The organism is Flavobacterium piscisymbiosum (assembly GCF_020905295.1).
In the GTDB taxonomy this organism is placed as follows: Bacteria; Bacteroidota; Bacteroidia; order Flavobacteriales; family Flavobacteriaceae; genus Flavobacterium; species Flavobacterium piscisymbiosum.
In genome coordinates, this window is the sequence record NZ_JAJJMM010000001.1 from 1,498,441 (window position 1) to 1,525,193 (window position 26,753).

At 33.8% G+C, this 26,753-nt stretch carries 25 protein-coding genes; 2 read left to right on the top strand and 23 right to left on the bottom strand.

Annotation, left to right across the window (positions count from 1 at the left end; genetic code table 11):
- Positions 1–284 precede the first annotated feature (284 nt).
- The 17 genes from LNP81_RS06755 to aspS form a co-directional block, all read right to left on the bottom strand.
- Complete coding sequence (locus LNP81_RS06755; RefSeq protein WP_230034449.1) at positions 285–1,058, bottom strand: Bax inhibitor-1/YccA family protein; 774 nt, start codon at positions 1,056–1,058, stop codon at positions 285–287.
- A gap of 164 nt (positions 1,059–1,222) precedes the next feature.
- Positions 1,223–2,614 (bottom strand): NADH-quinone oxidoreductase subunit N, encoded by a 1,392-nt coding sequence (locus LNP81_RS06760; RefSeq protein WP_230034451.1) that lies wholly within the window; start codon positions 2,612–2,614, stop codon positions 1,223–1,225.
- Positions 2,615–2,678: 64 nt separating this feature from the next.
- Entirely contained in the window at positions 2,679–4,118 is a 1,440-nt protein-coding gene (locus tag LNP81_RS06765; RefSeq protein WP_230034453.1) for a complex I subunit 4 family protein, read from the bottom strand.
- A 10-nt stretch (positions 4,119–4,128) separates the two neighbouring features.
- Positions 4,129–6,012 carry an NADH-quinone oxidoreductase subunit L gene (gene nuoL / locus LNP81_RS06770; RefSeq protein WP_230034455.1) on the bottom strand — a complete coding sequence of 628 codons (1,884 nt, stop codon included), beginning with the start codon at positions 6,010–6,012 and terminating at the stop codon, positions 4,129–4,131.
- Positions 6,013–6,018: 6 nt separating this feature from the next.
- A complete protein-coding gene (gene nuoK / locus LNP81_RS06775; protein WP_230034457.1) occupies positions 6,019–6,339 on the bottom strand; it encodes an NADH-quinone oxidoreductase subunit NuoK in 321 nt (106 codons plus the stop codon).
- Positions 6,339–6,878: an NADH-quinone oxidoreductase subunit J family protein gene (locus LNP81_RS06780; protein WP_230034459.1), complete on the bottom strand. Its 540-nt coding sequence runs from the start codon at positions 6,876–6,878 to the stop codon at positions 6,339–6,341. Before LNP81_RS06780 ends, nuoK begins: the two co-directional genes overlap by 1 nt.
- A complete protein-coding gene (locus LNP81_RS06785) occupies positions 6,879–7,424 on the bottom strand; it encodes a NuoI/complex I 23 kDa subunit family protein (RefSeq protein WP_194615173.1) in 546 nt (181 codons plus the stop codon).
- A gap of 159 nt (positions 7,425–7,583) precedes the next feature.
- Positions 7,584–8,636 carry an NADH-quinone oxidoreductase subunit NuoH gene (gene nuoH, locus LNP81_RS06790; RefSeq protein ID WP_230034461.1) on the bottom strand — a complete coding sequence of 351 codons (1,053 nt, stop codon included), beginning with the start codon at positions 8,634–8,636 and terminating at the stop codon, positions 7,584–7,586.
- A 3-nt stretch (positions 8,637–8,639) separates the two neighbouring features.
- On the bottom strand, positions 8,640–9,671 hold the full coding sequence (locus tag LNP81_RS06795) for an NADH-quinone oxidoreductase subunit G (RefSeq protein ID WP_194615175.1): 1,032 nt from the start codon (positions 9,669–9,671) through the stop codon (positions 8,640–8,642).
- 82 nt (positions 9,672–9,753) lie between these two features.
- A complete protein-coding gene (nuoF, locus tag LNP81_RS06800) occupies positions 9,754–11,121 on the bottom strand; it encodes an NADH-quinone oxidoreductase subunit NuoF (RefSeq protein ID WP_230034463.1) in 1,368 nt (455 codons plus the stop codon).
- Between the two features lies 1 nt (position 11,122).
- Positions 11,123–11,653 (bottom strand): complex I 24 kDa subunit family protein, encoded by a 531-nt coding sequence (locus LNP81_RS06805; RefSeq protein WP_173969066.1) that lies wholly within the window; start codon positions 11,651–11,653, stop codon positions 11,123–11,125.
- A 266-nt stretch (positions 11,654–11,919) separates the two neighbouring features.
- Positions 11,920–13,158 (bottom strand): NADH-quinone oxidoreductase subunit D, encoded by a 1,239-nt coding sequence (locus LNP81_RS06810; RefSeq protein WP_230034464.1) that lies wholly within the window; start codon positions 13,156–13,158, stop codon positions 11,920–11,922.
- Positions 13,159–13,182: 24 nt separating this feature from the next.
- Positions 13,183–13,704: an NADH-quinone oxidoreductase subunit C gene (locus tag LNP81_RS06815; RefSeq protein ID WP_230034465.1), complete on the bottom strand. Its 522-nt coding sequence runs from the start codon at positions 13,702–13,704 to the stop codon at positions 13,183–13,185.
- Between the two features lies 1 nt (position 13,705).
- The gene (locus LNP81_RS06820) at positions 13,706–14,254 is read right to left on the bottom strand and encodes an NADH-quinone oxidoreductase subunit B (RefSeq protein WP_072955467.1); all 549 of its coding nucleotides are present in this window, start codon (positions 14,252–14,254) and stop codon (positions 13,706–13,708) included.
- A gap of 179 nt (positions 14,255–14,433) precedes the next feature.
- Positions 14,434–14,799, bottom strand: a complete 366-nt coding sequence (locus tag LNP81_RS06825) for an NADH-quinone oxidoreductase subunit A (RefSeq protein WP_230034466.1) — start codon at positions 14,797–14,799, stop codon at positions 14,434–14,436.
- A 241-nt stretch (positions 14,800–15,040) separates the two neighbouring features.
- Positions 15,041–15,235, bottom strand: coding sequence for a cold-shock protein (locus tag LNP81_RS06830; protein ID WP_007137066.1), 195 nt, complete (start codon positions 15,233–15,235; stop codon positions 15,041–15,043).
- Between the two features lie 380 nt (positions 15,236–15,615).
- Positions 15,616–17,367: an aspartate--tRNA ligase gene (gene aspS, locus LNP81_RS06835; protein ID WP_230034467.1), complete on the bottom strand. Its 1,752-nt coding sequence runs from the start codon at positions 17,365–17,367 to the stop codon at positions 15,616–15,618.
- Between the two features lie 157 nt (positions 17,368–17,524).
- Here aspS and LNP81_RS06840 point away from each other — a divergent pair, with 157 nt between their 5' ends.
- Entirely contained in the window at positions 17,525–18,517 is a 993-nt protein-coding gene (locus tag LNP81_RS06840; RefSeq protein WP_230034468.1) for a TlpA family protein disulfide reductase, read from the top strand.
- Positions 18,518–18,727: 210 nt separating this feature from the next.
- On the top strand, positions 18,728–19,075 hold the full coding sequence (locus LNP81_RS06845; protein ID WP_230034469.1) for a toxin-antitoxin system YwqK family antitoxin: 348 nt from the start codon (positions 18,728–18,730) through the stop codon (positions 19,073–19,075).
- Between the two features lie 228 nt (positions 19,076–19,303).
- Here the strand turns inward: LNP81_RS06845 and LNP81_RS06850 are convergent, their stop codons facing one another.
- The 6 genes from LNP81_RS06850 to odhB all read right to left on the bottom strand — a co-directional run bounded on the left by LNP81_RS06850 (position 19,304) and on the right by odhB (position 26,694).
- Positions 19,304–20,419, bottom strand: a complete 1,116-nt coding sequence (locus tag LNP81_RS06850) for a PepSY-associated TM helix domain-containing protein (RefSeq protein WP_230034471.1) — start codon at positions 20,417–20,419, stop codon at positions 19,304–19,306.
- A gap of 64 nt (positions 20,420–20,483) precedes the next feature.
- Positions 20,484–22,031: a PepSY-associated TM helix domain-containing protein gene (locus tag LNP81_RS06855; RefSeq protein ID WP_230034473.1), complete on the bottom strand. Its 1,548-nt coding sequence runs from the start codon at positions 22,029–22,031 to the stop codon at positions 20,484–20,486.
- 3 nt (positions 22,032–22,034) lie between these two features.
- Complete coding sequence (locus LNP81_RS06860; protein WP_230034475.1) at positions 22,035–22,337, bottom strand: hypothetical protein; 303 nt, start codon at positions 22,335–22,337, stop codon at positions 22,035–22,037.
- 18 nt (positions 22,338–22,355) lie between these two features.
- Complete coding sequence (locus LNP81_RS06865; protein ID WP_230034477.1) at positions 22,356–22,688, bottom strand: hypothetical protein; 333 nt, start codon at positions 22,686–22,688, stop codon at positions 22,356–22,358.
- A 62-nt stretch (positions 22,689–22,750) separates the two neighbouring features.
- A complete protein-coding gene (locus LNP81_RS06870; RefSeq protein WP_230034479.1) occupies positions 22,751–25,234 on the bottom strand; it encodes a TonB-dependent receptor in 2,484 nt (827 codons plus the stop codon).
- Positions 25,235–25,449: 215 nt separating this feature from the next.
- Positions 25,450–26,694: a 2-oxoglutarate dehydrogenase complex dihydrolipoyllysine-residue succinyltransferase gene (gene odhB, locus LNP81_RS06875; protein WP_230034481.1), complete on the bottom strand. Its 1,245-nt coding sequence runs from the start codon at positions 26,692–26,694 to the stop codon at positions 25,450–25,452.
- Positions 26,695–26,753 lie beyond the last annotated feature (59 nt).

Consider the following 26,753-nt stretch of genomic DNA (forward strand, 5'->3'; position numbering starts at 1 on the left):
CATGAAGATATTCGATGCAATAACGGATGCAATTATCTATTTTGAAAATCTAAAAGCAGATTTATTTTAATTTATCAGATAAAGGAATTAGAGTATTAATCCGGATAAAAATTGAAGTAAGAAGTAAAAAACCATTATAGAATTTACCGCTTTAAATTGCTTGTATTTTTATTATCGAAAGTCATTTACAAATTCTATAAAAGGAAGAAGGATAGGAATATTAAATCATAAAAAAAGCCCTTTTGATTTCTCAAAAAGGCTTTGTATTTATAGGATGGAAAGAATTAATCTTTACTTGACAATTTCGATAATAATCTTAAGAATTCGATGTATAACCAAACTAAAGTGATCATTAATCCCATAGCGCCATACCATTCCATGAATTTTGGCATTCTTTCCTGAACTCCTTTTTCAATTTGATCAAAATCTAAAAATAAGTTCAAAGCAGCGATAATGATAACAAAAACACTAATTCCAATACTCATCATTCCGTTTCCGTAATGTACAGGAGTGAAATTGAAGATTAAAGATGCTATCCATGAAATTAAGTAATAAGTTGCAATTGCTAATGTAGCAGCAATCACTACTGACTTAAATTGTTCGGTAACTTTTACAATTTTAAATTTATATAAACCCAAACAAACTAAGAATGTTACTAATGTTGCGCTAACAGCATTAATTACAATTCCAGGATACATAGCTTCGAAGATTGCAGAAATACCTCCAATAAATAATCCTTCAAATAAGGCATAACCCGGAGCCAGATATGGAGAAAGGTGAGGTTTGAATACTGATACTAAAACCAAAATAAAACCTATTATTGCTCCGCCAATTGCAGGTAATAATGCGTTCATTCCGTTAAATGCCATCCACCATGTTACCATTGCAGATCCGCATAATATTAAAAATAAAATAGCTGTTTTATTGATAGTACCTGACAAAGTCATTTCCTGATTGTAATCAATAATTTGAGCTTGGTGTACTTCTTCAGCTTTTGAAACAGCATTTGATGAAAAACGCTTGTTGCTTAAAAATGGATTTTTTGAGTTGAAGTTCATATTTCTAATACATTTAAATGAACCCAAATATATGGAGTTTTTTTGAAGCCCGTATTGTTTAAGTTAAATTTTTAACATGAATTTCTCTTCTGAAATAGAATGTCTCTAAAATAAAAAATCCATTCGCGATAACGAATGGATTTCTTTATATTTTGATTGAAATTTTAGTTCAATAAATCTAAAACTAATGAAGGAAACAAACCTAAAACAATATTTAAAGTAATCGAAATTACAGCAACTGCATAAATAAGGAATGGTTTTCCGGTACGTTCCTGGTTTGGTTCTTTAGAGTACATGGCCAATATTAATTTGAAATAATAACCAACACTAATAATAGAGTTGATAACAGCAACGATTACTAAAGCAATATATCCCGCCTCAATAGTTTGATTGAATAAAAATAATTTAGCGAAGAATCCGGAGAAAATAGGAATACCGGCCATCGATAATAATGAACCTGTAAGGATTGCCGCTAACAATGGATTTGTTTTTCCTAAACCATGAAAATTCGTAATATCTTCATTGTCCTGATTTTTGCAAACATATAAGATTACGCTAAAAGCAGCAATTCCTGCCAATGCATAAGCAGCTGTATAATATAATAAAACACCTGCTGATGTTGCAACGGTTAATAAAGTCATCAACATAAAACCTGCATGCGAAATTCCTGAGAATGCCAACATACGTTTTACATTTACCTGGCGTAATGCCATTATATTACCAACAGTCATAGAAGCAATTGAAATGATCACTACGATGGTTTCAAATGTTCCCAAAAGATCCTGATTGTCAAGAGACGGAACAAAGTTTAATGCCGAAACCAATTTATAAAGAGTTGCAATCGCTACTACTTTTGCCAAAGTACTCATTAACGCAGTAGTTAAAGCAGGTGAACCTTCGTAAACATCCGGAGCCCAGAAGTGAAAAGGAACTGCAGCAACTTTAAACAACATACCAATAATCATTAAAATCATTCCAATTGGAAACCAGATTGGTAACTCAGCAGATAAAGAACTGTCATGAATTTCTGCAACATCAAAACTTCCCATTGCTCCGTAAATCAAACAAATTCCGAATAAGATAATTCCTGATGCAAAAGATCCCATCAAAAAGTATTTCATACCAGCTTCGTTGCTTTTTAGATTTAATCTCTCGCTTGCTGCCAATACATAAAGTGCAATTGATAAAATTTCGATTCCTAAGAAAAACATCGCTAAGTTTCCAAAAGAAACCATAGCAACTCCTCCAGCCAATAAAAAGATTTTTATCGCCACAAAATCGGAGATTTTCGTTGGATGATTTTCGTAAAAATTATGACTTAATGCTACTAAGAAAATAGTTAGAATAATAAACAATGATGAAAACGTAGTAGAGAACTTGCTCACCGTAATCATATTATTATAGTAACTTGCTGTTGATCCAAATTCGTAATAGTTAAGTGCCAAAACACCCAATAAACCAATAATGGTTATAGGAACGATGGCCTTTCTTAAATTAAGAATTTCAAACAATAGGCAGAAAATACCCAATCCTGTTATAGCTATTAATGTATTCATTTTTGTTTTTTTGATTTAGGAAATCTCAAACTAATGATGCCCTAATTTATTTTTATTTAAAATATTAATTTTTATTGATAACGTTTAGAATAGTTTCTAAACTTGGTGTAATCAAGTCTGTAATTGGTTTTGGATAAAATCCGAATAATATTAAAACCGCAATAATTACTACGAATGAAATTCCTTCATTAACAGAAACATCTGCAAAAGTTTTAGTATTTGTTTCTCCTAACATTACATTTTGAAACATTTTAAGCATATAATAAGCTCCTAAAATAATAGTGGTTCCACCCAAAATAGCAAACCAAATATTAATTTGAGAAAGACTATACAAAACAGTAAACTCTCCAACGAAATTAAAAGTTCCTGGTAAAGCTACAGAAGCCAATACCAAAATTAAAAACATAGAAGTAAATTTTGGAGATTGAGTACGAATACCGCCCAATTCACCAATTTCTCTGGTTTCGAATCTTCTAAAGATAACTTCACCAGCAAAGAACAATCCTACTACAACAAACCCGTGAGCAATCATTTGTAAAACAGCTCCGCGTAAACCATCAATGGTTAAAGTGTAAGTTCCTGCAGCAATTAATCCAACGTGTGCAAGAGAAGAATAAGCCAATAATTTCTTTAAATCTCTTTGTCTTAAAGCTACAATCGATCCGTAAATTACTCCGGCAATTCCTAAAGCAATGAAAATATTCATGTATTCTTTTGCAGCCAATGGTGCAATTGGCAATTGCCAACGAATAACACTGTATAATCCCATTTTTAGCATGATACCAGATAAAAGCATTGTTCCAACAGTTGGTGCTTTTTGGTAAACGTTTGCCTGCCATGTATGGAAAGGAATAATTGGAATTTTAATCGCATACGCTAAAAAGAAAGCTAAGAATATCCAAAGTTGTTCACTAGCCGATAGATTTAATTTGTACAAATCTTCGATTAAGAAGCTTCCTGCTTTTTGATATAAATAGATAAAAGCAATTAACATGAACAATGAACCTGCAAGTGTATAAATAAAGAATTTAACCACTGCTTTTCTACGTTCTTCAGCATCACCATTACCCCAAATAAGAGCAATAAAGTAAATAGGTATAAGAGCTAATTCCCAGAAAATATAATATAATAGACCATCTGCTGCAAGGAAAGTTCCTGTCATAGCAAAAGCCATAAATAAGATTAAAGCGTAAAAACCTTTTGCATTTTTATATTCATTCCCAAAAGAAGAGAATATAATAATTGGAGTCAAAGCAGCAGTTAACAAAAGCATTGCAATTCCTAATCCATCAGCATTTAAAGCAAATGAAATATTAGGTTTAGTAATCCAGGTGTTGATTAAACTGATATTTTCGCCTGCATAAAAATGATTTAGCAATACAATTGAACAACCTAAAGCCGCCAAACTAAAGAACAAAGCTACTTTTGATGCTAGTTTGTCGCCAGCAAAATAAGTGACAAATGCACCAATTAGAAGAATAATTAATATAAGAGAAACGTTCATAGTTGTAAAATTATTTAGCTAAAAATATATAGGAAACAATGGCGCAAAGCCCCAAAACAAATGCAAAAAGATATAATCCGATACTTCCGTTTTGTAATTTTTTGCCTTGAAAAGCTAATTCGTTAGTTACTTTTCCTAATCCAAAAACAAGAGCAGATAAACCGGTCTCTATATAGTCTCTGAAAAATCTTGATAATCCGTTAATAGAGCGAACAAATACAGCGTCGTAAGCTTCGTCTACATAATATTTGTTGTATAAAACTTTGGTTAAACCTGTAATGTTTTCATCTGCTTCCGGAACATTATCTTGTTTAAAGTATTTAATGTAAGCAATTAAAATACCTAATAATCCACCTAAAACAGCAACTCCCATCAAAGTGTATTCTGTTGTACCTAAATGATGTTCTTCTCCTGCCACTTTCGTGAAAAGTGGAGCTAAATATTCATTCAGCCAGCTATTTCCAGGTAAACTGATAAGTCCGCCAAAAGTAGCTAAGATTGCTAAAATGATAAGCGGGATAGTAATTAATGAACCACTTTCATGTAAATGATGTTTTTGTTCTTCAGTTCCTCTAAATTCTTTAAAGAAAGTAAGGAACATTAATCTGAACATATAGAAAGCTGTCATGATTGAAGCAATCGATCCTACAACGTATAATGGAATACTGTGGTGGAAAGCCGTTAACAAAATTTCATCTTTAGAAAAGAAACCTGAGAAAAATGGAACTCCTGAGATTGCCAATGAAGAAATCAACATAGTCCAGAAAGTGATTGGCATTGCTTTACGCAAACCACCCATTTTACGCATATCCTGTTCTCCGTGTAAACCGTGAATAACAGAACCTGATCCTAAGAACAAACAAGCTTTAAAGAAAGCATGAGTAATTACGTGGAAAACCGCTACTTCATACGCACCAAATCCTAAAGCTAAAAACATTAAACCTAACTGAGAAACAGTAGAGTAGGCCAGTACTTTTTTAATATCTGTCTGAACTAAACCAATTGTTGCAGCAACTAATGAAGTGATAGCTCCAATAACAGCAATAACAGTTTGAACATCTGGTGCTAGATCAAAAATAAAGTTTAATCTGGTGATCATAAAGATACCAGCCGTAACCATTGTTGCAGCGTGAATCAATGCCGAAACCGGAGTTGGTCCAGCCATCGCATCAGGTAACCAGGTATATAATGGAATTTGTGCCGATTTACCACAAGCTCCAATGAATAAACATAAAGCAGCTAACGAAAGTAACGGTACATTTAAGTTTGTTGCTCCGGCAATTGCAGTTTTTAGAGTTGCATAATCTAAAGTCGAGAACATCGAACCAAGAATAAACATTCCGATCAAAAGACCTAAATCTCCAATTCTGTTAATGATGAAAGCTTTTTTCGCAGCATCATTGTAATCCTGGTTTTTATGCCAGAATCCAATTAGTAAGTACGAACAAAGTCCAACACCTTCCCAACCAATAAATAAAACTAATAAGTTACTTCCAATTACAAGCGTAATCATAAAGAAAACGAACAAATTCAAGTAAGAGAAGAATTTGTGCATGTTCTCGTCATCATGCATGTAACTGATAGAGTATAAGTGAATCAAAGATCCAATTCCCGTTACAAAAAGTAACCAAAGAACAGATAATTGATCTAATAAAAATCCAAGATTGATTTTTAAGTTGCTAATTTGAATCCAATCAAATAAAGTCACTTCAATTCCTTTTCCAGTTGAAGTTATTTGATTAAAAAGTAAAAGAGAAACCACAAAAGAAATTGCTACAGCAGCAGTCCCAATGATTCCTGAAACTGTTTTCCCCAAGCTCTTGCCAAAGAAAACATTGATTAAAAATCCTAAAAAAGGAGATAAAACTAAAAGTAAAGCTAAATTGGTATCCATTTCTATTTATCCTTTTAAATTTTTTAAATTATCGATACTAATCGAACCTAAATTTCTAAAGATCGAAACTAAAATAGCCAATCCAACTGCAACTTCTGCCGCAGCAACTGCCATCGAGAAGAATACAAAGACTTGTCCTTGAGAATCTTGATGATAAGTTGAAAAAGCAACAAATAAAAGGTTAACAGCATTCAACATGATTTCGATAGACATGAAAACGATAATAGCATTTCGTCTGTACAATACACCAAAAATACCAATACAGAAAAGTACAACACTTAAAAAGATGTAGTTTTCAATACCTATTTGATTTAATATATTACCCATTATTTATTTAATTTTTCTTTTTTAGACAATAACACAGTTCCAATCATGGCCACTAAAAGCAAGATTGAAGCGAATTCAAATGGTACCATATATTCGTTTAATAATATTTTACCAAGTACTTGAATTGATTGGAAATCTTCTCCATTAGATGGGTCGTACTCAACAATTGGCTTAGAGTTGATGAAAATTGCAATTAATACAACACAAATCAAACAAAAAGAAACAATAGCGCCCAAACGTGTAATTCTTGGTCTATGTACTTCCCGTTGTTCGTTCAGGTTCATCAACATTATCGTAAACAGGAATAAAATCATGATTGCTCCGGAGTAGACTATAATATGTACAATAGCCAAAAACTGAGCATTTAATAATAAATAGTGGCCGGCAATCGAGAAAAAACAAATTACTAAATAGATAGCACTGTGAATTGGGTTTCTGCTAAAAATGGTCAAGAATGCGGTAATCACCGTAATAAACGCTAAGAAACAAAATATAATTTGTACAGTTGTTGCGTGTGCAAAATCAGGAATATGTATCATTTAGTTAGCATTATTAAGTTGAGCATTTTTGATCGCCACATCAAGAGGCATCACTAATCTGTCTTTTCCAAAAATGAAATCTTCTCTTTCATAGCTAGAAGGAACCAATACTTTTGATGTTGTTAAATATATAGCGTCTTTTGGACATGCTTCTTCGCATAAACCACAAAATATACAACGTAACATATTGATTTCATAGATCGAAGCGTATTTCTCTTCTCTATATAAATGCTTTTCATCAGCTTTACGCTCAGCAGCTTTCATCGTGATTGCTTCAGCAGGACATGATAAAGCACATAATCCGCAGGCAGTACAGTTTTCACGACCTTGCTCATCACGTTTCAATTGGTGCTGACCGCGATAAACCGGACTCATTTCACGCACTTGTTCAGGATAGTGAATGGTCACTTTTTTTCTGAATAAGTGTTTAAGTGTGATAAACAATCCTTTCACAATCGCCACAAGATACATTCGCTCTAAAAAAGTCATCTCTTTATTAGAGACCATCTTTTTTCTACCCGATAATGATATAGTTTCTATTGACATTTTTTAATGTATGATTTACGATTTACTATTTGTACGAAACAAATCAAATCTATTTTATTATTATTTGAAGCTAATCCCGCTATCCGCTATATCTTTTATTTTTTCTAAAGAAAAAAAATAAAAGGATGCCGCTTCTATCGGGGCTAGGCATTACGGTTCTTAGAATCCTAAAGCGGCTGCAATATCGTGTCTTAATATAACAACACCTGTAATCATGATATTAATGATCGAAAGCGGAATTAAAATTTTCCAGCCCAGATTCATTAATTGGTCATATCTAAATCTCGGAATTGTCCAACGTACCCACATATAGAAAAATATGAAGAAACATAATTTTGCAAACAATGCTGCAATTCCAAGTAAATTAGCAGTATTTACACCTACATTTTCTACCATCCACTGCATTCCAGGGTAATTGTATCCACCAAAGAACAAAACAGAAATAATTGTAGCAGAGATAAACATACTCGCATATTCAGCAAATAAATAGAATCCCATTTTCATCGATGAATATTCTGTATGGTAACCTCCAATTAATTCGTTTTCACATTCTGCTAAGTCAAAAGGAGTTCTGTTCGTTTCTGCAAAAGAGCAAATCAGGAAGATTAAGAATGATAAAGGCTGATAAAACACATTCCAGTTCATTCCGGCTTGTTGCTCAGAGATCGTTTTTAAACTTAAAGTTCCAGTCATCATCAATAATGCAATTATCGATAATCCCATAGCAACTTCATACGAAACCATTTGTGATGCTGCACGAATAGCTCCCATTAATGAGAATTTATTGTTCGAAGCCCATCCACCAATCATGATGCCGTAAACCCCTACTGAAAGTACCCCAAAAATGTATAATATACCAATATTGATGTCAGTTGCCTGTAAAACTACATCGCGGCCAAAAACATGCAATTTGTCTCCCCATGGAATAACAGCGCTAGTCATTAAAGCCGTACTCATGGCAATTGCAGGTCCTACAACAAATAAAAATTTGTTTGGTGTATTTGGGAAAAACTCTTCTTTCGAGAATAATTTCATACCATCTGCAAGAGGCTGTAACAAACCACCCCATCCTGCACGGTTAGGTCCCACACGATCTTGTAAAAAAGCTGCAACTTTACGTTCAGCCCAGGTAGAGTACATTGCCATGATCATAGTTATCGCAAAAACTACAATAATAACAACACTTTTTTCTATAATAAATGCACTTTCCATTTCTTAAGATTTTTTATCGTTAGTTGTTAATGGAATTGCGGCCATACTAATTTTTTTACGATCGGCATCTCTACCTAAAAGAATATTCTTTTCAGTATCAATTTCAACTTTCTCTAATTTTTGAGTGTAATTATTTTGGTTGATAACAGAATCTTTTTCAAATTCTCTTGGTCCTTCAATAACCCAGTCATTCACGTTTTTATGATCAAAACGACAGCTGTTGCAAATGAATTCCTCTACTTCATGATACTCGTCTTTACGACCAGTAACACGTTGAATTTCTCCTCCAAACATCCATACGGTAGTTTTACCACAACATCCCGGAGTTGTACATTCTCTGTGCGCATTGAAAGGTTTGTTGAACCAAACTCTTGATTTAAAACGGAAAGTTTTATCTGTTAAAGCTCCAACCGGACAAACGTCGATCATGTTTCCAGAAAACTCATTGTCGATCGCTTTAGAAATTCCGGTAGAAATATTAGCGTGATCTCCACGATCTAATACTCCGTGAACTCTGTTGTCTGTCAATTGATCTGCAACTTGTACACATCTTTGGCATAAAATACAACGGTTCATATGTAGTTGAATATGTGGGCCAATATCTTCTGGCTCAAATGTTCTTTTTTCTTCAATAAAACGGGACTTAGGATTTCCGTGTTCGAAACTTAAGTTTTGAAGATCACATTCACCTGCCTGATCACAAATAGGACAATCTAACGGGTGATTGATCAATAAAAATTCAGTTACAGATTTACGGGCCTCGGTTACACGTGCCGAAGATTTACTGTTTACTTCCATTCCGTCCATACATCCTGTTACACAAGATGCCATTAATTTTGGCATTGGTCTTGGGTCAGCTTCACTTCCTTTAGAAACTTCAACTAAACAACAACGACATTTTCCGCCGCTGCCTTTTAATTTTGAGTAATAGCACATGGCTGGCGGAACCAAATCTCCACCAATCATACGTGCAGCCTGCAGGATTGTTGTTCCTGGCTCTACGTCTATACTTTGACCGTCTATGGTTACTTTCATCTTTGTTTTGTTTTTTTAGTTTCAGATTTAAAGTTTCAGGTTTGTACTTGAAACTAAAAAAACATGAAACTTGAAACTATTTTTAAACTGTTTGTTTGCCTACTAAATGTTTTACTTGCGAAAAAGGTTCAGCAACAAAGTGATCTCTGTTTTTTATTTTTTCAGGGAAACGAACGTGATATTCAAACTCGTCTCTAAAGTGACGAATCGCTGCTGCTACTGGCCATGCTGCTGCATCTCCAAGTGGGCAAATCGTGTTACCCTCAATTTTACTTTGAATGCTCCACAATAATTCGATATCCTCTTCACGGCCCTCACCGTTTTCAATTCTCCATAATATTTTTTCTAACCATCCTGTACCTTCACGACAAGGTGTACATTGTCCGCAAGATTCGTGGTGATAGAAACGAGAAAAATTCCAGGTGTTTCTTACAACACAAGCAGTGTCATTGTAAACGATAAATCCTCCTGAACCTAACATAGATCCGGTAGCAAAACCACCATCACTCAAAGATTCGTAAGACATTAATCGGTCTTCTCCGTTTGCTGTTTTAAAAATTAATTCAGCTGGTAAAATTGGCACTGAAGATCCTCCTGGTACAAATGCTTTCAAAGGTCGGCTGGAAGACATTCCTCCTAAATATTCGTCAGAATTCATGAATTCGTCAACGCTTAATCCTAATTCAATTTCATAAACTCCAGGATTTTTGATGTGTCCTGAAGCTGAGATTAATTTAGTTCCTGTTGAACGACCAATACCAATTTTAGCATAATCATCACCAGAATTGTTGATAATCCACGGCACAGTAGCAATCGTTTCAACATTGTTTACCACTGTTGGGTTTGCCCAAAGTCCAGAAACTGCAGGGAAAGGTGGTTTAATACGAGGATTTCCTCTTTTACCTTCCAGTGACTCGATAAGTGCAGTTTCTTCTCCGCAAATATAAGCACCAGCTCCACAGTGAACATATAACTCTAAATCGTAACCTGTACCTAATATATTTTTTCCTAACCAACCGGCAGCTTTAGCTTCGGCGATTGCTCTTTCTAATATTTTGAAAACCCACATATATTCTCCACGAATGTAGATATATGAAAGGTTAGCGCCTAAGGCAAAACTTGAGGTAATCATTCCTTCGATCAATAAGTGAGGAATAAATTCCATCAAATAACGATCTTTAAAAGTTCCCGGTTCAGACTCGTCGGCGTTGCAAACTAAGTGTCTTGGTTTTCCAGATTTTTTATCAATAAAACTCCATTTCATTCCGGCAGGGAAACCTGCACCTCCACGACCACGAAGACCTGATTTTTTTACTTCTTCAGTAACTTCATCCGGTGTAAGGGTTTTTAGGGCTTTTTCTACAGAAGCATAACCACCATTTTGGCGATATACTTCGTAGGTTTTAATTCCTGGAATATTGATTTTATCTAATAATATTTTTTGTGACATCTTATTTATCGTGTAATATTATTTTATCATCTTTACAATCAGCGATTAACTGATCAATCTTATCTTCTGTCAATTTTTCTTTGTAGAAATCGCCTAATTGTAACATTGGAGCATATCCGCAGGCACCTAAACATTCTACGCCGGCAATGGTAAACATTCCGTCTGGAGTTGTTTCTCCCATTTTAATGCCTAGTTTCTCAGAAGTATAATCCATTAAATTCTCGGCACCATTTAAACAACAACAAGAAGTCTGGCAAAACTCGAACATGTATTTTCCAATTGGTTTTTGGTTGAACATGGTATAAAAAGTAACCACTTCATAAACTTCAATTGGTTTTATCTGAAGAATTTCGGCAACTTTATCTTGCAATTCAATGCTAAGCCAGTTGTTATGCGCATCCTGCACTTCGTGCAAAACAGGCAACAACGCTGATTTTTGTTTGCCTTCAGGATAATGACTGATTAATTCATTGATACGGGTGATCAATGCTTCGGTCATATTTATTTCTTGTTTGTAATGTTTTCTTTCCATTCTTAATTTTAGATTTTAGATTTTAGATTTTAGATTTTTCCAATCTTTGTCCGTAATCCATATTCTGCAATCTTATAATTTTAGATTTTAGATTTCTGATTTTAGATTTTTCAATCTGTTGTCTTTAAATCTATATTCTACAATCTTTTTTTAGTTTTAGATTTTTCAATCTGAATTCTTCAATTCTATATAAGTTTAGATTTCAACCTAAATTCTAAAATTTGCTATATGCCATCTAAAATCTATAATCTTCAATCTAAAATTTTTTACGCATCTAATTCTCCGGCAATAACATTTAAACTTGATAGAATAACAATTGCATCAGAAAGTAAAGAACCTTTAATCATTTCAGGATATGCCTGGTAATAAATAAAACAAGGTCTTCTAAAATGTAATCTATATGGAGTTCTGCTTCCGTCGGTAACTAAATAAAATCCTAATTCTCCGTTTCCGCCTTCAACTGCGTGATAAATTTCTGCAACTGGTACAGGAACTTCTCCCATTACAATTTTAAAGTGATAAATTAGAGATTCCATAGAAGTATAAACATCTTCTTTTGGAGGAAGGTAGTAATCAGGAACTTCTGCATGATATTCGTTTCCGGCTGGCATTTTGTCCAAAGCCTGACGAATAATGCTTAAACTTTCACGAACTTCTGCATTACGAACACAGAAACGATCGTAAGTATCTCCTGATTTTCCAACAGGAACAATAAAATCGAAATCTTCGTAAGAGGAGTAAGGGTGTGCTACGCGTACGTCATAATCAACTCCGGCAGCACGTAAGTTAGGACCTGTAAATCCGTAAGCCATTGCTTGCTCTGCGGAGATTGCACCTACGTCTACGGTTCTGTCAAGGAAAATTCTGTTTCTTTCGAATAGGTTTTCAAATTCTTGCCAAGCGACAGGAAATTCTTTTAAAAACACATCTAGTTTGCGGAAAGCTTCTGGTGACCAATCTCTTTCGAAACCACCAATTCTTCCCATATTTGTTGTTAAACGAGCACCACAAATTTCTTCGTAAATCTCGTAAACTTTTTCTCTAAATTGAAAAACATATAAGAAACCAGTATAAGCACCAGTATCAACACCTAAGATTGAGTTACAAATTAAGTGATCCGTAATACGAGCCAACTCCATTACGATAACTCTTAAATACTGAGCGCGTTTAGGAACTTCAATATTTAGTAATTTCTCCAGAGTCATCCACCATCCCATATTATTGATAGGAGAGGAGCAATAGTTCATACGGTCCGTAAGAGGTGTGATTTGATAAAAAGGACGATTTTCGGCGATTTTCTCAAAAGCTCTGTGAATGTAACCAATAGTTGGTTCAGCTTCAAGAATTCTCTCACCGTCCATCAACAGGATATTTTGAAAAATACCGTGAGTGGCTGGGTGTGTTGGGCCTAAATTCAGTACCGAAAGCTCGCTTCCGTCTTCGTTTAGTTTATCCTTAACTATTTTAGCATAACGATGCTCTGGTGGTAATAATAGTTCTGACATTTTATAATGTTGAATTATTTATTTTTAGCAATTTGTTGTTGTTCTTCCAAAGAATCTGTCATCTTTATCAGTTCTTCCGCTGTCTTCCATTGGGAATTCTTTTCGCATTGGGAAAGACACCATTTCATCCATATTCAAAATACGTTTCAATTGCGGGTGTCCAATAAAGTTTACTCCGTAAAAGTCGTATGTTTCTCTTTCCATCCAGTTTGAACTTAAGAAAATATTTGAAATGGTTTTAATTTCTGGTTTTTCACCGTTTAAGAATACTTTAATTCTAATTCGTTTGTTTTCGTACCAGTTGTGTAAATGATATACTATGGCAAACTGACGATCTGTTTCGTTATCCGGATAGTGAACTCCGCATAAATCGGTTAAAAAGTGGAAACGCAGATCAGAATCGTTTTTCAAAAAAAGAATTAAAGCTGTGATCTTATCAGCAGAAGTTTCCAGTGAGAAAACATCTCTCTCTTCGTGAAAGTTAAAAACACTTTTATCAAATGTTTCTGTAAGTTTATTTTGTATCAGGGTGTTTTCTAAAGCCATCTTATGAGATATTATATGAAGCTAGTAATTCTTGGTATTCCGGAGAGCTTCTGCGTCTAACAGATTCGCTTCTTACCAATTCTTGAAGTTTCATAACTCCATCAACAATTTGTTCTGGTCTTGGTGGGCATCCTGGTACGTAAACGTCAACAGGTATTACTTTATCAATTCCTTGTAAAACTGAATAGGTGTCAAAAATACCACCTGATGAAGCACAGGCTCCAACGGCAATTACCCAGCGAGGTTCTGCCATTTGTTCGTAAACTTGTCTTAAAATAGGGGCCATTTTTTTAGAAATAGTTCCCATTACTAATAACATGTCTGCCTGACGAGGAGAAAAACTCACACGCTCAGATCCAAAACGTGCTAAATCGTAGTGTGAAGCCATTGTTGCCATAAACTCGATTCCGCAACAAGAAGTTGCAAAAGGCAATGGCCAAAGAGAATTCGCGCGTGCCATACCCACAACGTCATTTAGTTTTGTAGCGAAGAAACCTTCACCAACAACACCTTCAGGAGGGGCTACCATATTTACTTTTGAATCGCTCATTTTTATTTTAGATTTCTGATTTTAGATTTTAGATTTGAGAAATCATAAAAATTAAAATCAATTTTTTAAATCAGTATATTAATCCGAAGAAATCAAATTTTAAATTGTGGTTTTTATTTAAGCTCAGGCATTTGCTAATTCTTAAATCTAAAATCATCAATCTAAAATTTAAAATCGTGTTATTCCCACTCTAATGCTTTTTTCTTGATGATGTAGAAAAAGCCCACTAAAAGAAGTGACATAAATACGATCATCTTTAGCATTCCTTCTACTCCTAATTCTTTAAAGTTTACTGCCCAAGGGTAAAGAAAAATTACCTCTACATCGAACAATACAAATAAAATGGCAACTAAGAAGTATTTTACAGAAAAAGGAACACGGGCGTTACCAACAGATTCGATACCGCACTCAAAGTTTTTATCTTTAACCTCAGAGGTTCTTTTTGGTCCTAATTTTCCAGAAATAATAATTGTTCCTACTACAAAACCAATTGCTAAAATTGCCTGCATTAAAATAGGAATGTAATTGTATTGATCAGATTGCATAATCTTAGGTTTTTTACTTAAAGAATAAGCCACAAAGATAACTTTCAACTCTGTAAATCACAAGCTAAAAAAGGATTTAAGTGTGTTACAAAAGGGTGAATATTTGTAATTTTTATTCATTATAAATAATAGTACGGTATTTTAAGACTTTTTTAAGATTTGGGCAAAAAAAAACGCTTCGAAATAAATCGAAACGTTTTTAACCATTCAGAGGCAAAAAAAATAAATTGCTATATTTTTCTTAGATTACTGCTACTTTAGCAGCAACTTTCCCTTTTCTTCCTTCTTCTTCTTCGTAGCTTACACGGTCACCTTCGCGTAATTCTTCCGCGTTAATTCCTGAAGCGTGAACGAAGATATCTTTTCCTGTTTCTTCGTCTGTAATGAATCCATAACCTTTAGATTCATTGAAAAATTTTACTGTACCTGTACGCATTGTAATTGTAATAATAATTTATAATGAAGCAAATGTAATATATAAATTCATACAAAAGACAATAAGGTGTTAATTTTTTGTAAAAATTATTGATTCACAGTGTTTTCGCTATTTATATTGCATCAATTTTGATATGGAAGTAATTTATTTAAGAATCATTAATTGTAAGAATAAAAGTTAAAAAAGTAGCTTATGTTTTACAAAAATTTCTTATATTATGCACAAGTCAATTGGTAAAACTTTGTAGATGTGAGAGAATACTTGTATTTACTGATATTGTTGGTTTGAAACACTATTAAATTTGAGTTAAAAAATGGTGAAAATCAAAAAAATGGCAGCTAAATTTTAGCTGCCATATATAATTTAAAAATTCTAAGAATTTATATTGTGTCAATTTTGATGTGTAATTCTTTCAATTGAGCATCATCGATTGCAGCAGGTGCATCGATCATTACATCACGTCCTGAATTATTTTTTGGGAAAGCAATAAAATCTCTAATTGTTTCCTGACCTCCTAAAATAGCAACCAATCTGTCAAGACCAAATGCTAGACCTCCGTGTGGCGGTGCTCCAAATTGAAAAGCATCCATTAAGAAACCAAATTGTGCTTTTGCTTCTTCTTCGGTAAAACCTAAATATTTAAACATTAATTGTTGAGTCGCTTTATCATGAATACGAATTGATCCTCCTCCAATTTCATTTCCGTTTAATACCATATCATATGCATTAGCACGAACTTTTCCAGGTTCAGTTTCTAATAAAGCCATATCTTCTGGTTTTGGAGATGTAAATGGGTGGTGCATTGCATGATAACGTCCGCTTTCTTCGTCAAGTTCTAATAACGGGAAATCTACAACCCATAACGGAGCGAATTCTTCTGGTTTACGCAATCCTAAACGAGTTGCTAATTCCATACGAAGTGCAGAAAGTTGAGCGCGTGTTTTATTAGCCGGTCCAGAAAGTACAAAAATCATATCGCCAGGTTTTGCTCCCGTAATTTTTGCCCATTGTCCTAAATCGTCCTGATCGTAAAATTTATCTACAGATGATTTAAAAGTTCCGTCGTCATTGCACTTTGCGTACACCATTCCTGAAGCTCCTACTTGAGGACGTTTTACCCAGTCAATCAATCCGTCAATTTCTTTACGGGTATAATTTCCTGCTCCGGGAACTGCAATACCAACAACTAATTCTGCAGCGTTGAATACAGGGAAATCTTTATGTTGTGCAAATTCGTTTAACTCACCAAACTCCATTCCAAAACGAATGTCCGGTTTGTCATTTCCATATGTTTTCATGGCATAGTCGTAGGTAATTCTTGGGAATTTATCTACTTCGATACCTTTAATTTCTTTTAGTAAATGTCTTGTCAATCCTTCAAAAACATTCAAAATATCTTCTTGCTCCACAAATGCCATTTCGCAATCGATTTGTGTAAACTCAGGCTGACGGTCTGCACGTAAATCTTCGTCACGGAAACATTTCACAATCTGAAAATATTTATCCATTCCGCCCACCATCAATAATTGTTTGAAAGTTTGTGGTGATTGTGGCAAAGCATAAAATTGTCCTTCGTTCATACGGCTTGGTACAACGAAATCTCTTGCGCCTTCCGGAGTCGATTTGATTAAGTAAGGAGTTTCAACTTCGCAGAAATCTAAATCAGATAAATATTTACGAACTTCCATTGCCACTTTGTGACGGAAAAGCAAACTATTTTTTACCGGATTTCTACGAATATCTAAATAACGATATTTCATTCTGATATCTTCTCCACCATCAGTCTTGTCTTCGATTGTAAATGGAGGTGTCAATGCGGCATTTAAAATAGTCATTTCAGTGACTAAAATTTCAATGTCACCAGTAGGAAGATTTTTGTTTTTAGCTTCACGCTCAATAACAGTTCCTTTTACCTGAATAACAAATTCTCGACCTAAAGTTTTAGCCATTTCAAATACATTTTCATTTGAACGACCTTTATCGAATAATAGTTGAGTAATACCATAACGATCTCGTAAGTTTACCCAATTTATGAATCCTTTATCATTAGAGTTTTGGACCCAACCCGCTAGTGTAACTTCCGTATTAATATTTGAGGCGTTTAACTCGCCACAATTATGACTTCTATACATGATCAAAATTTTAGACTGCAAAAGTAAACACAAAATTCAAATTAATGTAGTAAAGTGATCACTAGATGCTCAATAATTTGAAATATTTTGTTAATTCTTAAATTTGAGAGCTGTAATTTCTTTAGATTTGAATCACTAAAAACAAACTTTAATTTATATGAATAAACTTTTTGTTACTGGTCTGTTGATTTTTAGCGCTTTGAATGTTATAGGTCAAACCAAAAATCAAATTAAATTTACGGCTAAAATTACCAATAGAAATAGCGATACTTTAGTGATTGTGGGCAAGGATAATTTTAAACAAGTTATTCCGATTAATAAAAAAGAGGTTTTTGCAGCCAATTTTGAAGCTCCAAAGGGATTTTATGTATTTTCTGACGGTACAGAATCTTCTCGTTTGTACCTAAAACCAAATTCAGAGGTTAATCTAACGATGAATGCCAAAGAATTTGATGAAACGATTGTGTATAAAGGTAAAGGTGTTGAAGAAAGTAATTTTTTGGCACAGCAAGCTTTAAGAAATGAAAAATTGGAGGAAGCTTATTCTAAAGAACCAGCTGAATTTGCAGTAATATTAGAGGCTAAGAATAAGACAGATAAAGAAAGTTTAGAGAAAGGATCTTTTGATGCCGAATTTGTAACTGCAATGAAAAGTAATTTTGAACGCTTTAATGAATTTGCTATTAGGAATTATGAAAGTGCATCTAAAGCAAATAAATTTACCGGAAAACCTTCTCCTGATTTTGATTATGAGAATTTTAAAGGAGGAAAAACAAAACTTTCTGATCTAAAAGGAAAATATGTTTACATCGATCTTTGGGCAACCTGGTGTGCACCTTGTAGAGCTGAAATTCCGTATTTACAAAAAATAGAGGAAAAATATCATGGAAAAAATATTGAGTTCGTAAGTATTTCAATTGATAAATTGAAAGACAATGAAAAATGGAAAAAATTTGTAACAGATAAAAGTTTAGGCGGAATTCAATTATTCGCCGATAAAGATTGGGAATCTGAGTTTGTAACGAGCTATGGTGTAACCGGAATTCCGAGATTTATTATTGTTGATCCAAAAGGAAATGTTTTAAGCGCAGATGCTGCAAGACCTTCATCTCCAGAACTTCAAACGCAATTAGACTCATTATTGAAGTAATTTATTACGAAAATTATAACGATATAGTAAATTTATATTTTTGATAAAATCCCAGTAAAACCAGTGCTTCAGCGCTGGTTTTTTTTGTTTTAGATAAATTTCCAATGTTAAGCTTTTACTCAATGTTACCAAATTGTTAAGTAAAAGTTTTTTTAATGTAAACAATTAATTATATTTGATAACGATTTGATAACATTAAAACCTCAAAATATGAAAAAGTGTGTAATTTTAGTTGCAATATTGTTCTCTGGAATTTTAGTTGCACAAGAGATAAAACCAGAATTAGAAGCTGTTGGAAACAAAGTAAAAGCTACTTATTACCATGAAAATGGTCAGGTACAACAAGAAGGCTTTTTTAAAGATGGTAAATTAGATGGAGTTTGGGTATCTTATGATGAAAAAGGAAATAAAGTTGCCGTAGGAGAATACACAGACGGATTGAAAACTGGAAAATGGATTTTCTTTAATGAAAAAAATCTTTGCGAGGTTGCTTACGAAAACAGCAAAGTGACTTCAGTTAAAAACTTACAGAAAAATGCTTTAGCAAATAGAAATTAATACTATTTCGAATAATTTAGAAAACCGCTTTAATTAGCGGTTTTTTTTGGATCACTAAATATTGTGTTTGGCTAATTATTTTAATCGCAAAGAACGTAAGTTTTTATATCTTATAATTACAAACGCAAAGTTCGCAAGCTATATTTATAAAGCTTTGCGAACTTTGCGTTTGCATAAAATCTTATAAATAAAAAACTTGCGTTCTTTGCGGTTAGTTTTTTTTTTTTTTTAGGCCTTTATTTTTTTACAGGATTTATTTCTTCGTCCGTACCAAATAACAAAACCCGTTACAGGCAAAGCCGCCGCAATTAAGCTGATAATGAAAGCAATAATTTTTCCCGGTAAATCTAAAATTTGTCCGGTATGAATTCCGTAATTCATTTCGACAACTTGCAGGCCTAAACTCTTTTTATCGAAAGGCTGACTTTGTATTAATTTACCATCACCCGGATGAAAGTAATAATTGCTTTGATGATCGTATCGTAAGGTATGAGGATAAGCTCCGGTATTAATTAAGTCTCCTTTTTGCAGAGGATAAGTTATAAAAATCATTTCGGCTTCAGGTTGTAGTTTCATAGTTTCAACAAAAGCACGATCGACAGCAATAAGTTTGTTCGTAGCAAATTTGGTAGTGTCAATTACTGGCGCTTTTGTTTCTAAAGCTTTATCTCCGCCAAAATTGAAGGTTTTATAAATCCCGTCTCCAACCCATTCGTAAGTAAAAGTTAAACCTGTAATGGCAATAATAGCAGCAATAATTGCAATATAAAATCCGGAAGTGTTGTGCCAGTCATAATTTACACGACGCCATTTTGCAGACCATTTTATGGTGAAACTTCGCTTGATATCGCTTCTTCGTTTTGGCCACCATTGGATAATTCCCGAAATCAGTAAAAGAATAAAAATAATTGTTGCACCGCCAATAATGTGTTTCCCGATATAATCCGGCAAAAGCAAATACAAATGAATGTACTCAACAATGATAAAAAAATCAGTCGCCGGATCTTCGGTTTTTAAATATTTTCCTGTGTAGGGATTAAAGTAGAGATATCTGTTTTCGGTATCAGAATAGGTGTAAACAATCGCAGATCTGTCTTTTCCGTAAAATGAAACCATTGATTGTTTATAATCCGGAAGAATTTCTTTTGCTTTTTCCTGTAAAACCGATGGCATTACAAAAGGCTTGTTTTGAGGTTCAACCAATCGCCATTCTTTTCGGGTAATGTCTTTTATTTCGTCATGAAAACAAAAAATACAACCAGTAACACTTATAATAAAAACAATAAGCCCGGAAATTAATCCGAGCCATTTATGTAGAAAACGTATTTGTTTTTTAAATCCCATTTTTTTGAATAAAGCGTAAAAGTATACGCTAAATCAATAGAGGGCAAATTATTTAAGCTAATTTTTAAGAAACTTTTTTGGGTTTTAAATGATAGGCAACGTAAAGTGTTAGCGAAGCCAAAACAATCCAGAAAACATCAATAAAGAAAACCTGAATCTGATTGTGCATAAACGAATTCCAAAACCAGTTTCCGGATACGATTCCATTTGTAATTGGAATTAAAAAACCTAAAATACTCCCTGAAATTAAACAGAATTTATTAGTGAAATCATCATTCTTTTTAAGGATAAAAAAGATTGCCAGAATCAGCCATCCTCCAAAATAAACCGCAAAAAGATTATTCTGACTTAGCGGATAAAATATTTTAGTAATAATAAATGCAAGTGCAGTAATAGGATACATGCTTAGGCAGATTGCCAAATAAATACGAACAACTGCAGCGTTGAAACGTCTTTTCTTTTCAGGTAAATTATTTTTTTGTCTGGCAACTAACCAAATCATTACGCCGGAAATAATAACAAAACAAGTAATGATTCCCAGAACGAAACTTACGATTCTTAAAGCGTAACCTCCGTAGTCTCCAAAATGTATTTTATACAAAACATTTTTTACAACATCGAGATAATTGTTTTGAGTAACAGGGTTTTTCTTTGCGATTTCTTTTCCATCAGCAATTCGGTAAATTACTTTTCCTATTCCTGTAAATTTTTTGTGACTTAGCATTTCGCCTTCAACAACGACATGCATATTCGCGTCACCATAATTCTGAATAAAAACACGGGTAATTTCAAAATCCTTCCAATTACCTTTGGCTTTTGCTACTAAACCATCAATATTAAATGGTGTAGCTAATTTTTTATTTTCAAATTTATATTCAGGATCGCTGTATTCCAGTTCTTTATATAATTTATCCTGATCTCCTTTGTACAATGTCATTACAGCGGGAGCAACAATCAAAAGTTTGATCATAAAAAAGGCTCCTGTCACGGCATATACAAACTGAAATGGTAAACCAATCATTCCTAAAGCGGTATGAGCATCTGTCCATAATGTCTTTAGTTTTTCCTTTGGACGGAAAATATAAAAGTTTGAAACGATTTTTTTCCAATGCAATAAAACGCCGGTTATAATAGCAAATAAGAAAAATAAAGCAATAAAGCCGGAAAGATAATAACCCACCGGATACGGAATTTGAGCCAGAAAATGTAATCGATACAAAAATTCGCCTAATGAATACGATTGTTCGTAAGTAAAAGTCTTGAAGGTTTTAGTGTCGAGATAGAAAAATGAACCTTCTTTTTGTTTGGCTGGAGCCAAAGTATCTTTGGTACCTTCCATATAAACGGCAACTCTTCTTTCGTTGCTATTTTTAGAAATGGTTACGTTTCTTCCGTGCAGAACGTATTCCTTGTCTAATTTTTTTAAAGCGGTATTATAGTCTAATTGAATTTCTTTGGTAATAGCAGTAGATTCATTTCTTTCCCAATTGTTGATATCGTCTCTGAAAAAAGAAAAAGATCCTGCGAAAAAAATCACAAATAGCACTACACTGATAACAATTCCGCTAACAGTATGGGTATGAAAATAGATGTTATAATTACGATTGTTCATAGGTTATTTTGCTATCGGATTGTAAGTTTGACCAAGATAAATGAGGAGAGAAAAAATCAGAGTAAGGAGTAGGTAAATCCCCCAGATTTTCAATCCGCTTTTTGCCAGGAAAGCAATTATCATAAGCGCCACCCAAAGAATGAATCCGCTAAAAGCCATTGTCATAAGGATATTAGCACGGTTGAACCAGGATGCTAAAGCCAAATGAAAACTGACTGAAACAAAATAGCCGCCAATTATAGCAGCTGTAATTTTGGCAAATCGTTGCCATTTAGATTGGGTTAGATATTTTGGATTTGCTGGCATATTTTGGTTAGAAATAAGTTAGTTGTAATAAAATTCTAGTAAAGCAACAATTACAAATAGAGCGATAATAGCGAATGGGCTAATTTTTTTTAATGGAGTCAGAATAATAATCAAACTTCCAATTGTCATTAGCTGAATAAGAAACATTAAAGTCCCGCAGCAAAGTGATTGTGTAAAGAGCCAAAGTGCGTACGCTAATAATAGAAGTCCTAAACCCATATATTTGGTTGGCTTAGGATTGCTTTTCATCCATTTCTCGAAACCTAAATCATAAGATAAAGTAGCTCTTTTCGAAGTGTAGTAAAGAGTATAAAAAGCTAAAAAAACGATGAGACTTGCTATTGTTATCATAATTTTATAGAATTTAAAAAACACCTTTTCCAGAAGAAAAAGGTGTTTTTGTTATTTGTTTTTTAGAATCTGTAAGAGAAACTGGCCACTACGCTTCTTGCATCTCTTGGACTCACTGTAGACCATCCGCTATAAATATCTTCGTTTGCGATATTGTTAACTTTAAGAGTCAAAGTGTATTTTTCTGTTCCGTAAAAAATAGAAGAATTCATAACAGTATATTCTGGAATTGTAAATACTCCGGCAACTGTTCTGTTCATGATTTTATTATCACTTGCATAATTACCTCCAAAACCTAAACCAAAACCTTTTAAGTCTCCCTGAAGAAATTTATAACTTGCCCAAAGGTTTGCTAAATTTTGTGGTCCTGCACTTTCAGGTCTGTGATTCACGAAATCATCAAGTCCTGCTGTTAAGATCGCATCGTTATAGCTGTATCCAAAAACGATGTTTAAACCATCAACCGGGTTAGTCACAATTTCTGCTTCAAAACCTTTGTTTCTTTGAGCACCATCCTCATAACTGATTGTAGTTGTTGCACCATAATCCGTATAAACCATATCTTTTACTTTTGTGTCATAATAGCTAAAAGTGGCATATAGTTTATCTTTGAATAAGTTTAATTTGGTACCAAATTCAATTTGAGTTGCATGTTCAGGACCAAAAGTTCTTGGTTGTCTGCTTCCGTCAGCTAATATATTAGTAACTGGAGATGGGTTTACAAAACCATCCATATAGTTAGCAAAAATCGAAACTTTGTCGATAATTGGCTGGTATACAATACCAAATTTTGGAGAAAAAGTAGTTTGATTAAAGTCATCATCTTTTGTCGTTACTTCGCCTGAATTCATAAAACGATCGATACGTAAACTAGCCATTACAGAAAGGGCAGGAGTGAAATTAATAACATCTGATACGTAAGCACTAAAAACTTCCTGCTTTTGTTTGCTGTTGCTTACACCCTTGCCTGATAAAACAGCATCTGCATGTGATTGTGATAAAATACCATTATCTCCGTCTAAAATATATTTAGTAGGATCTGTGATTTTAAATACATTTTCGTTTACTGTTTTTAGGTCATCTCTACCAACATATACTAAGCTTTCGTAATATTCGTAATCTGTTCCGTTATCAACTTGCATTCTGTTGAAATAATCTAAACCGGCAACAATTCTGTTTCTTAGTTTTCCTATTTTAAAATCTCCAATAAAATTTTGTTGAATATCAGTTGTTAGTGTTTTTGAATTATTATTTGTAAATGATCTTCCAAAAACAATTCCGTCAGTAATTCCGCTAAAAGTACTTGTTATGTCATATAGGTAATTATAGTAACCCTGAGATTTTGTAGAGCTTCTTGCAAAAGCAGTTTGTGAAGTCCATTGATCTGAAATTTTATAATTCATCTGACCCTGAAGGCTATATGATGGTGTTTTTATTACAAGATCGTTACTAGTATAAGAACGTTTGTTGTCGTAACCCAATTCTTCGATGTTATGAGCTCTTAAAGGAGTTGTTCTGTCTAAGAATAACATGGTTGGATTTGTCATTTCGCTGCTCAAAAACTCAGTATTGATAAGGAATGATAATCTGTCATTTACCTGATAAGATAATGACGGTGCAACAAATAATGATTTTTTAAAACCAGCATCCTGAAAACTGTCCTCATTATGATAAGCGGCATTTACACGAAAATTTACTTTGTGTTCTTCGTCCAATGGAGTATTAATATCTGCAGTAACTCTGTTTAAACCATAACTTCCGGAAGTGTAACTAACTTCTCCTCCAAAACGATCGTAAGGTTTTTTAGTGGTAACATTGATTAGTCCTCCGTAAGAAATCAAACTACTTCCAAACAATGTTCCTGATGGTCCTTTTATAACTTCGATTTTGTCAATGTTAGCAGGATCTAAACTTCCGTTTGATAATCCAGGTAATCCGTTGATCATAGTGGGCTGAACAGCAAATCCTCTTAAAGAGAAATATCCTGCACCGTCTCCTGTACGACCAGTAGAACCCCAAAGCTGTGTTAATCCAGGTGAATTTTTTAATGCATCATCTAAATTAGTAACTACCTGCTCTTTTAATAATTCGCTTGTAATAGTGGTATAAACTTGTGGGTTTTCAAGATTTTTAAGTGGTAATCTTGATACTTGCTGTGTTTCTTTACGCGCTAATGGATTTTTTTTAGTACCTCCGTTAATTACAATTTCGTCTAATTGTTCAGAGTTTGAACTAATGGTAAAATCTTCAACTATTTCATCACCTGCATTAAGAGAAATACTTTTTTCTTTTGATGAATGTCCAACAGCCGAAACTTTAATAACGTAGCTTCCCGGTTTAAGGTTTTTAATTTCATAAAAACCGTTGCTATCTGTATTGGTTCCTATTTTGGTCCCTTTTAATACAACTGAAACGTTATCTGCAGCTTGGTTATTTGTTAGACTAATTTGCCCCTTAATAGATGCTTTTTCCTGTGCTGATATACTTGTAGCAGCTAATAGAAAAAAACAAAAGCTCAAAAAAGAAATTGTAAATTTATATTTCATTTTATTTAGAATTGATTTTAATAGCGCAAATTTAGTTGTTGATGATCAACTACACAAGCTATTCTTATTTATTCTAAATAAAATATTTTTTAAAGGGTAAAATTTACGTTTATTTAAAAAATTAACATCTTAAGCAAATCTTAAGCAAGTTTTGCATAAAAAAACCTGTTCAAGCTAATGAACAGGTCTTTTGTTATTGTGAAAATTACTTACAATTACAATTCTAAAGCACGTTTAGCATCGCCATTCATCAATAATTCTACTGGATTTTCTAATGCTTCTTTTACAGCCACTAAGAAACCAACTGACTCACGTCCGTCGATAATTCTGTGGTCATAAGAAAGTGCAACATACATCATTGGGTGAATTTCAACTTTACCGTTTACGGCAATCGGACGCTCAATAATGTTGTGCATTCCTAAAATTCCTGATTGAGGAGGGTTGATAATTGGAGTACTTAACATAGAACCAAAAACTCCACCATTAGTAATAGTAAAAGTTCCACCAGTCATATCGTCAACAGTAATTTGACCATCACGAGCTCTCAATGCTAATCTTTTAATTTCAGCTTCAACACCACGGAAAGTTAAGTTTTCAGCATTACGAACTACAGGAACCATTAAACCTTTTGGTCCTGAAACTGCGATAGAGATATCAGCAAAATCGTAAGCGATTTTATAATCACCGTCCATCATTGAGTTAACATCAGGATATAATTCTAATGCTCTTGTAACTGCTTTTGTAAAGAAAGACATGTATCCTAGTCCAAGGCCACCATGTTTTGCTTTAAAAGCATCTTTGTATTCGTTACGAATCAAGTTGATTGGTGTCATGTTAACTTCATTAAAAGTAGTTAACATTGCTGTTTCGTTTTTAGCAGCAACTAATCTCTCAGCTACTTTACGACGCAACATTGATAATTTTGTACGCTCAGATCCACGGTTTCCTCCAGTTGGAGTTCCCATAGAAGGTACTGCATTTACAGCATCTTCTTTAGTGATTCTTCCGTCTTTACCAGTTCCTGAAATAGTTGCCGGTGCTATGTTTTTTTCGTCTAATATTTTTCTTGCTGCCGGAGATGGAGTTCCTGCTGCATAACTTGTAGCTGCCGGAGCTTGTGCTGGTGCTGCTTTTGGAGCCTCAGCTTTTACTTCTGCCTTTGGAGCTTCAGCTTTAGGAGCCTCAGTCGCTGGTGCAGCCGGAGCATCACCTGCAGGTTTTACACCATCAGTATCAATTAAACAAACTACAGCTCCTACAGCAACTGCATCACCTTCTTCAGCTTTTAGCGTAATAATTCCGCTCATTTCAGCAGGTAATTCAAGAGTTGCTTTGTCTGAATCAACTTCAGCAATAGCTTGATCTTTTTCTACATAATCTCCGTCTTTTACTAACCAAGTTGCAATTTCAACTTCTTTTATTGATTCCCCTGGTGATGGGACTTTCATTTCTAAAATCATCTTTGTTTTTGTTTAAGGTTTTTATGGTTTCACGTTTCATGTAGTTAAACTTGAAACTC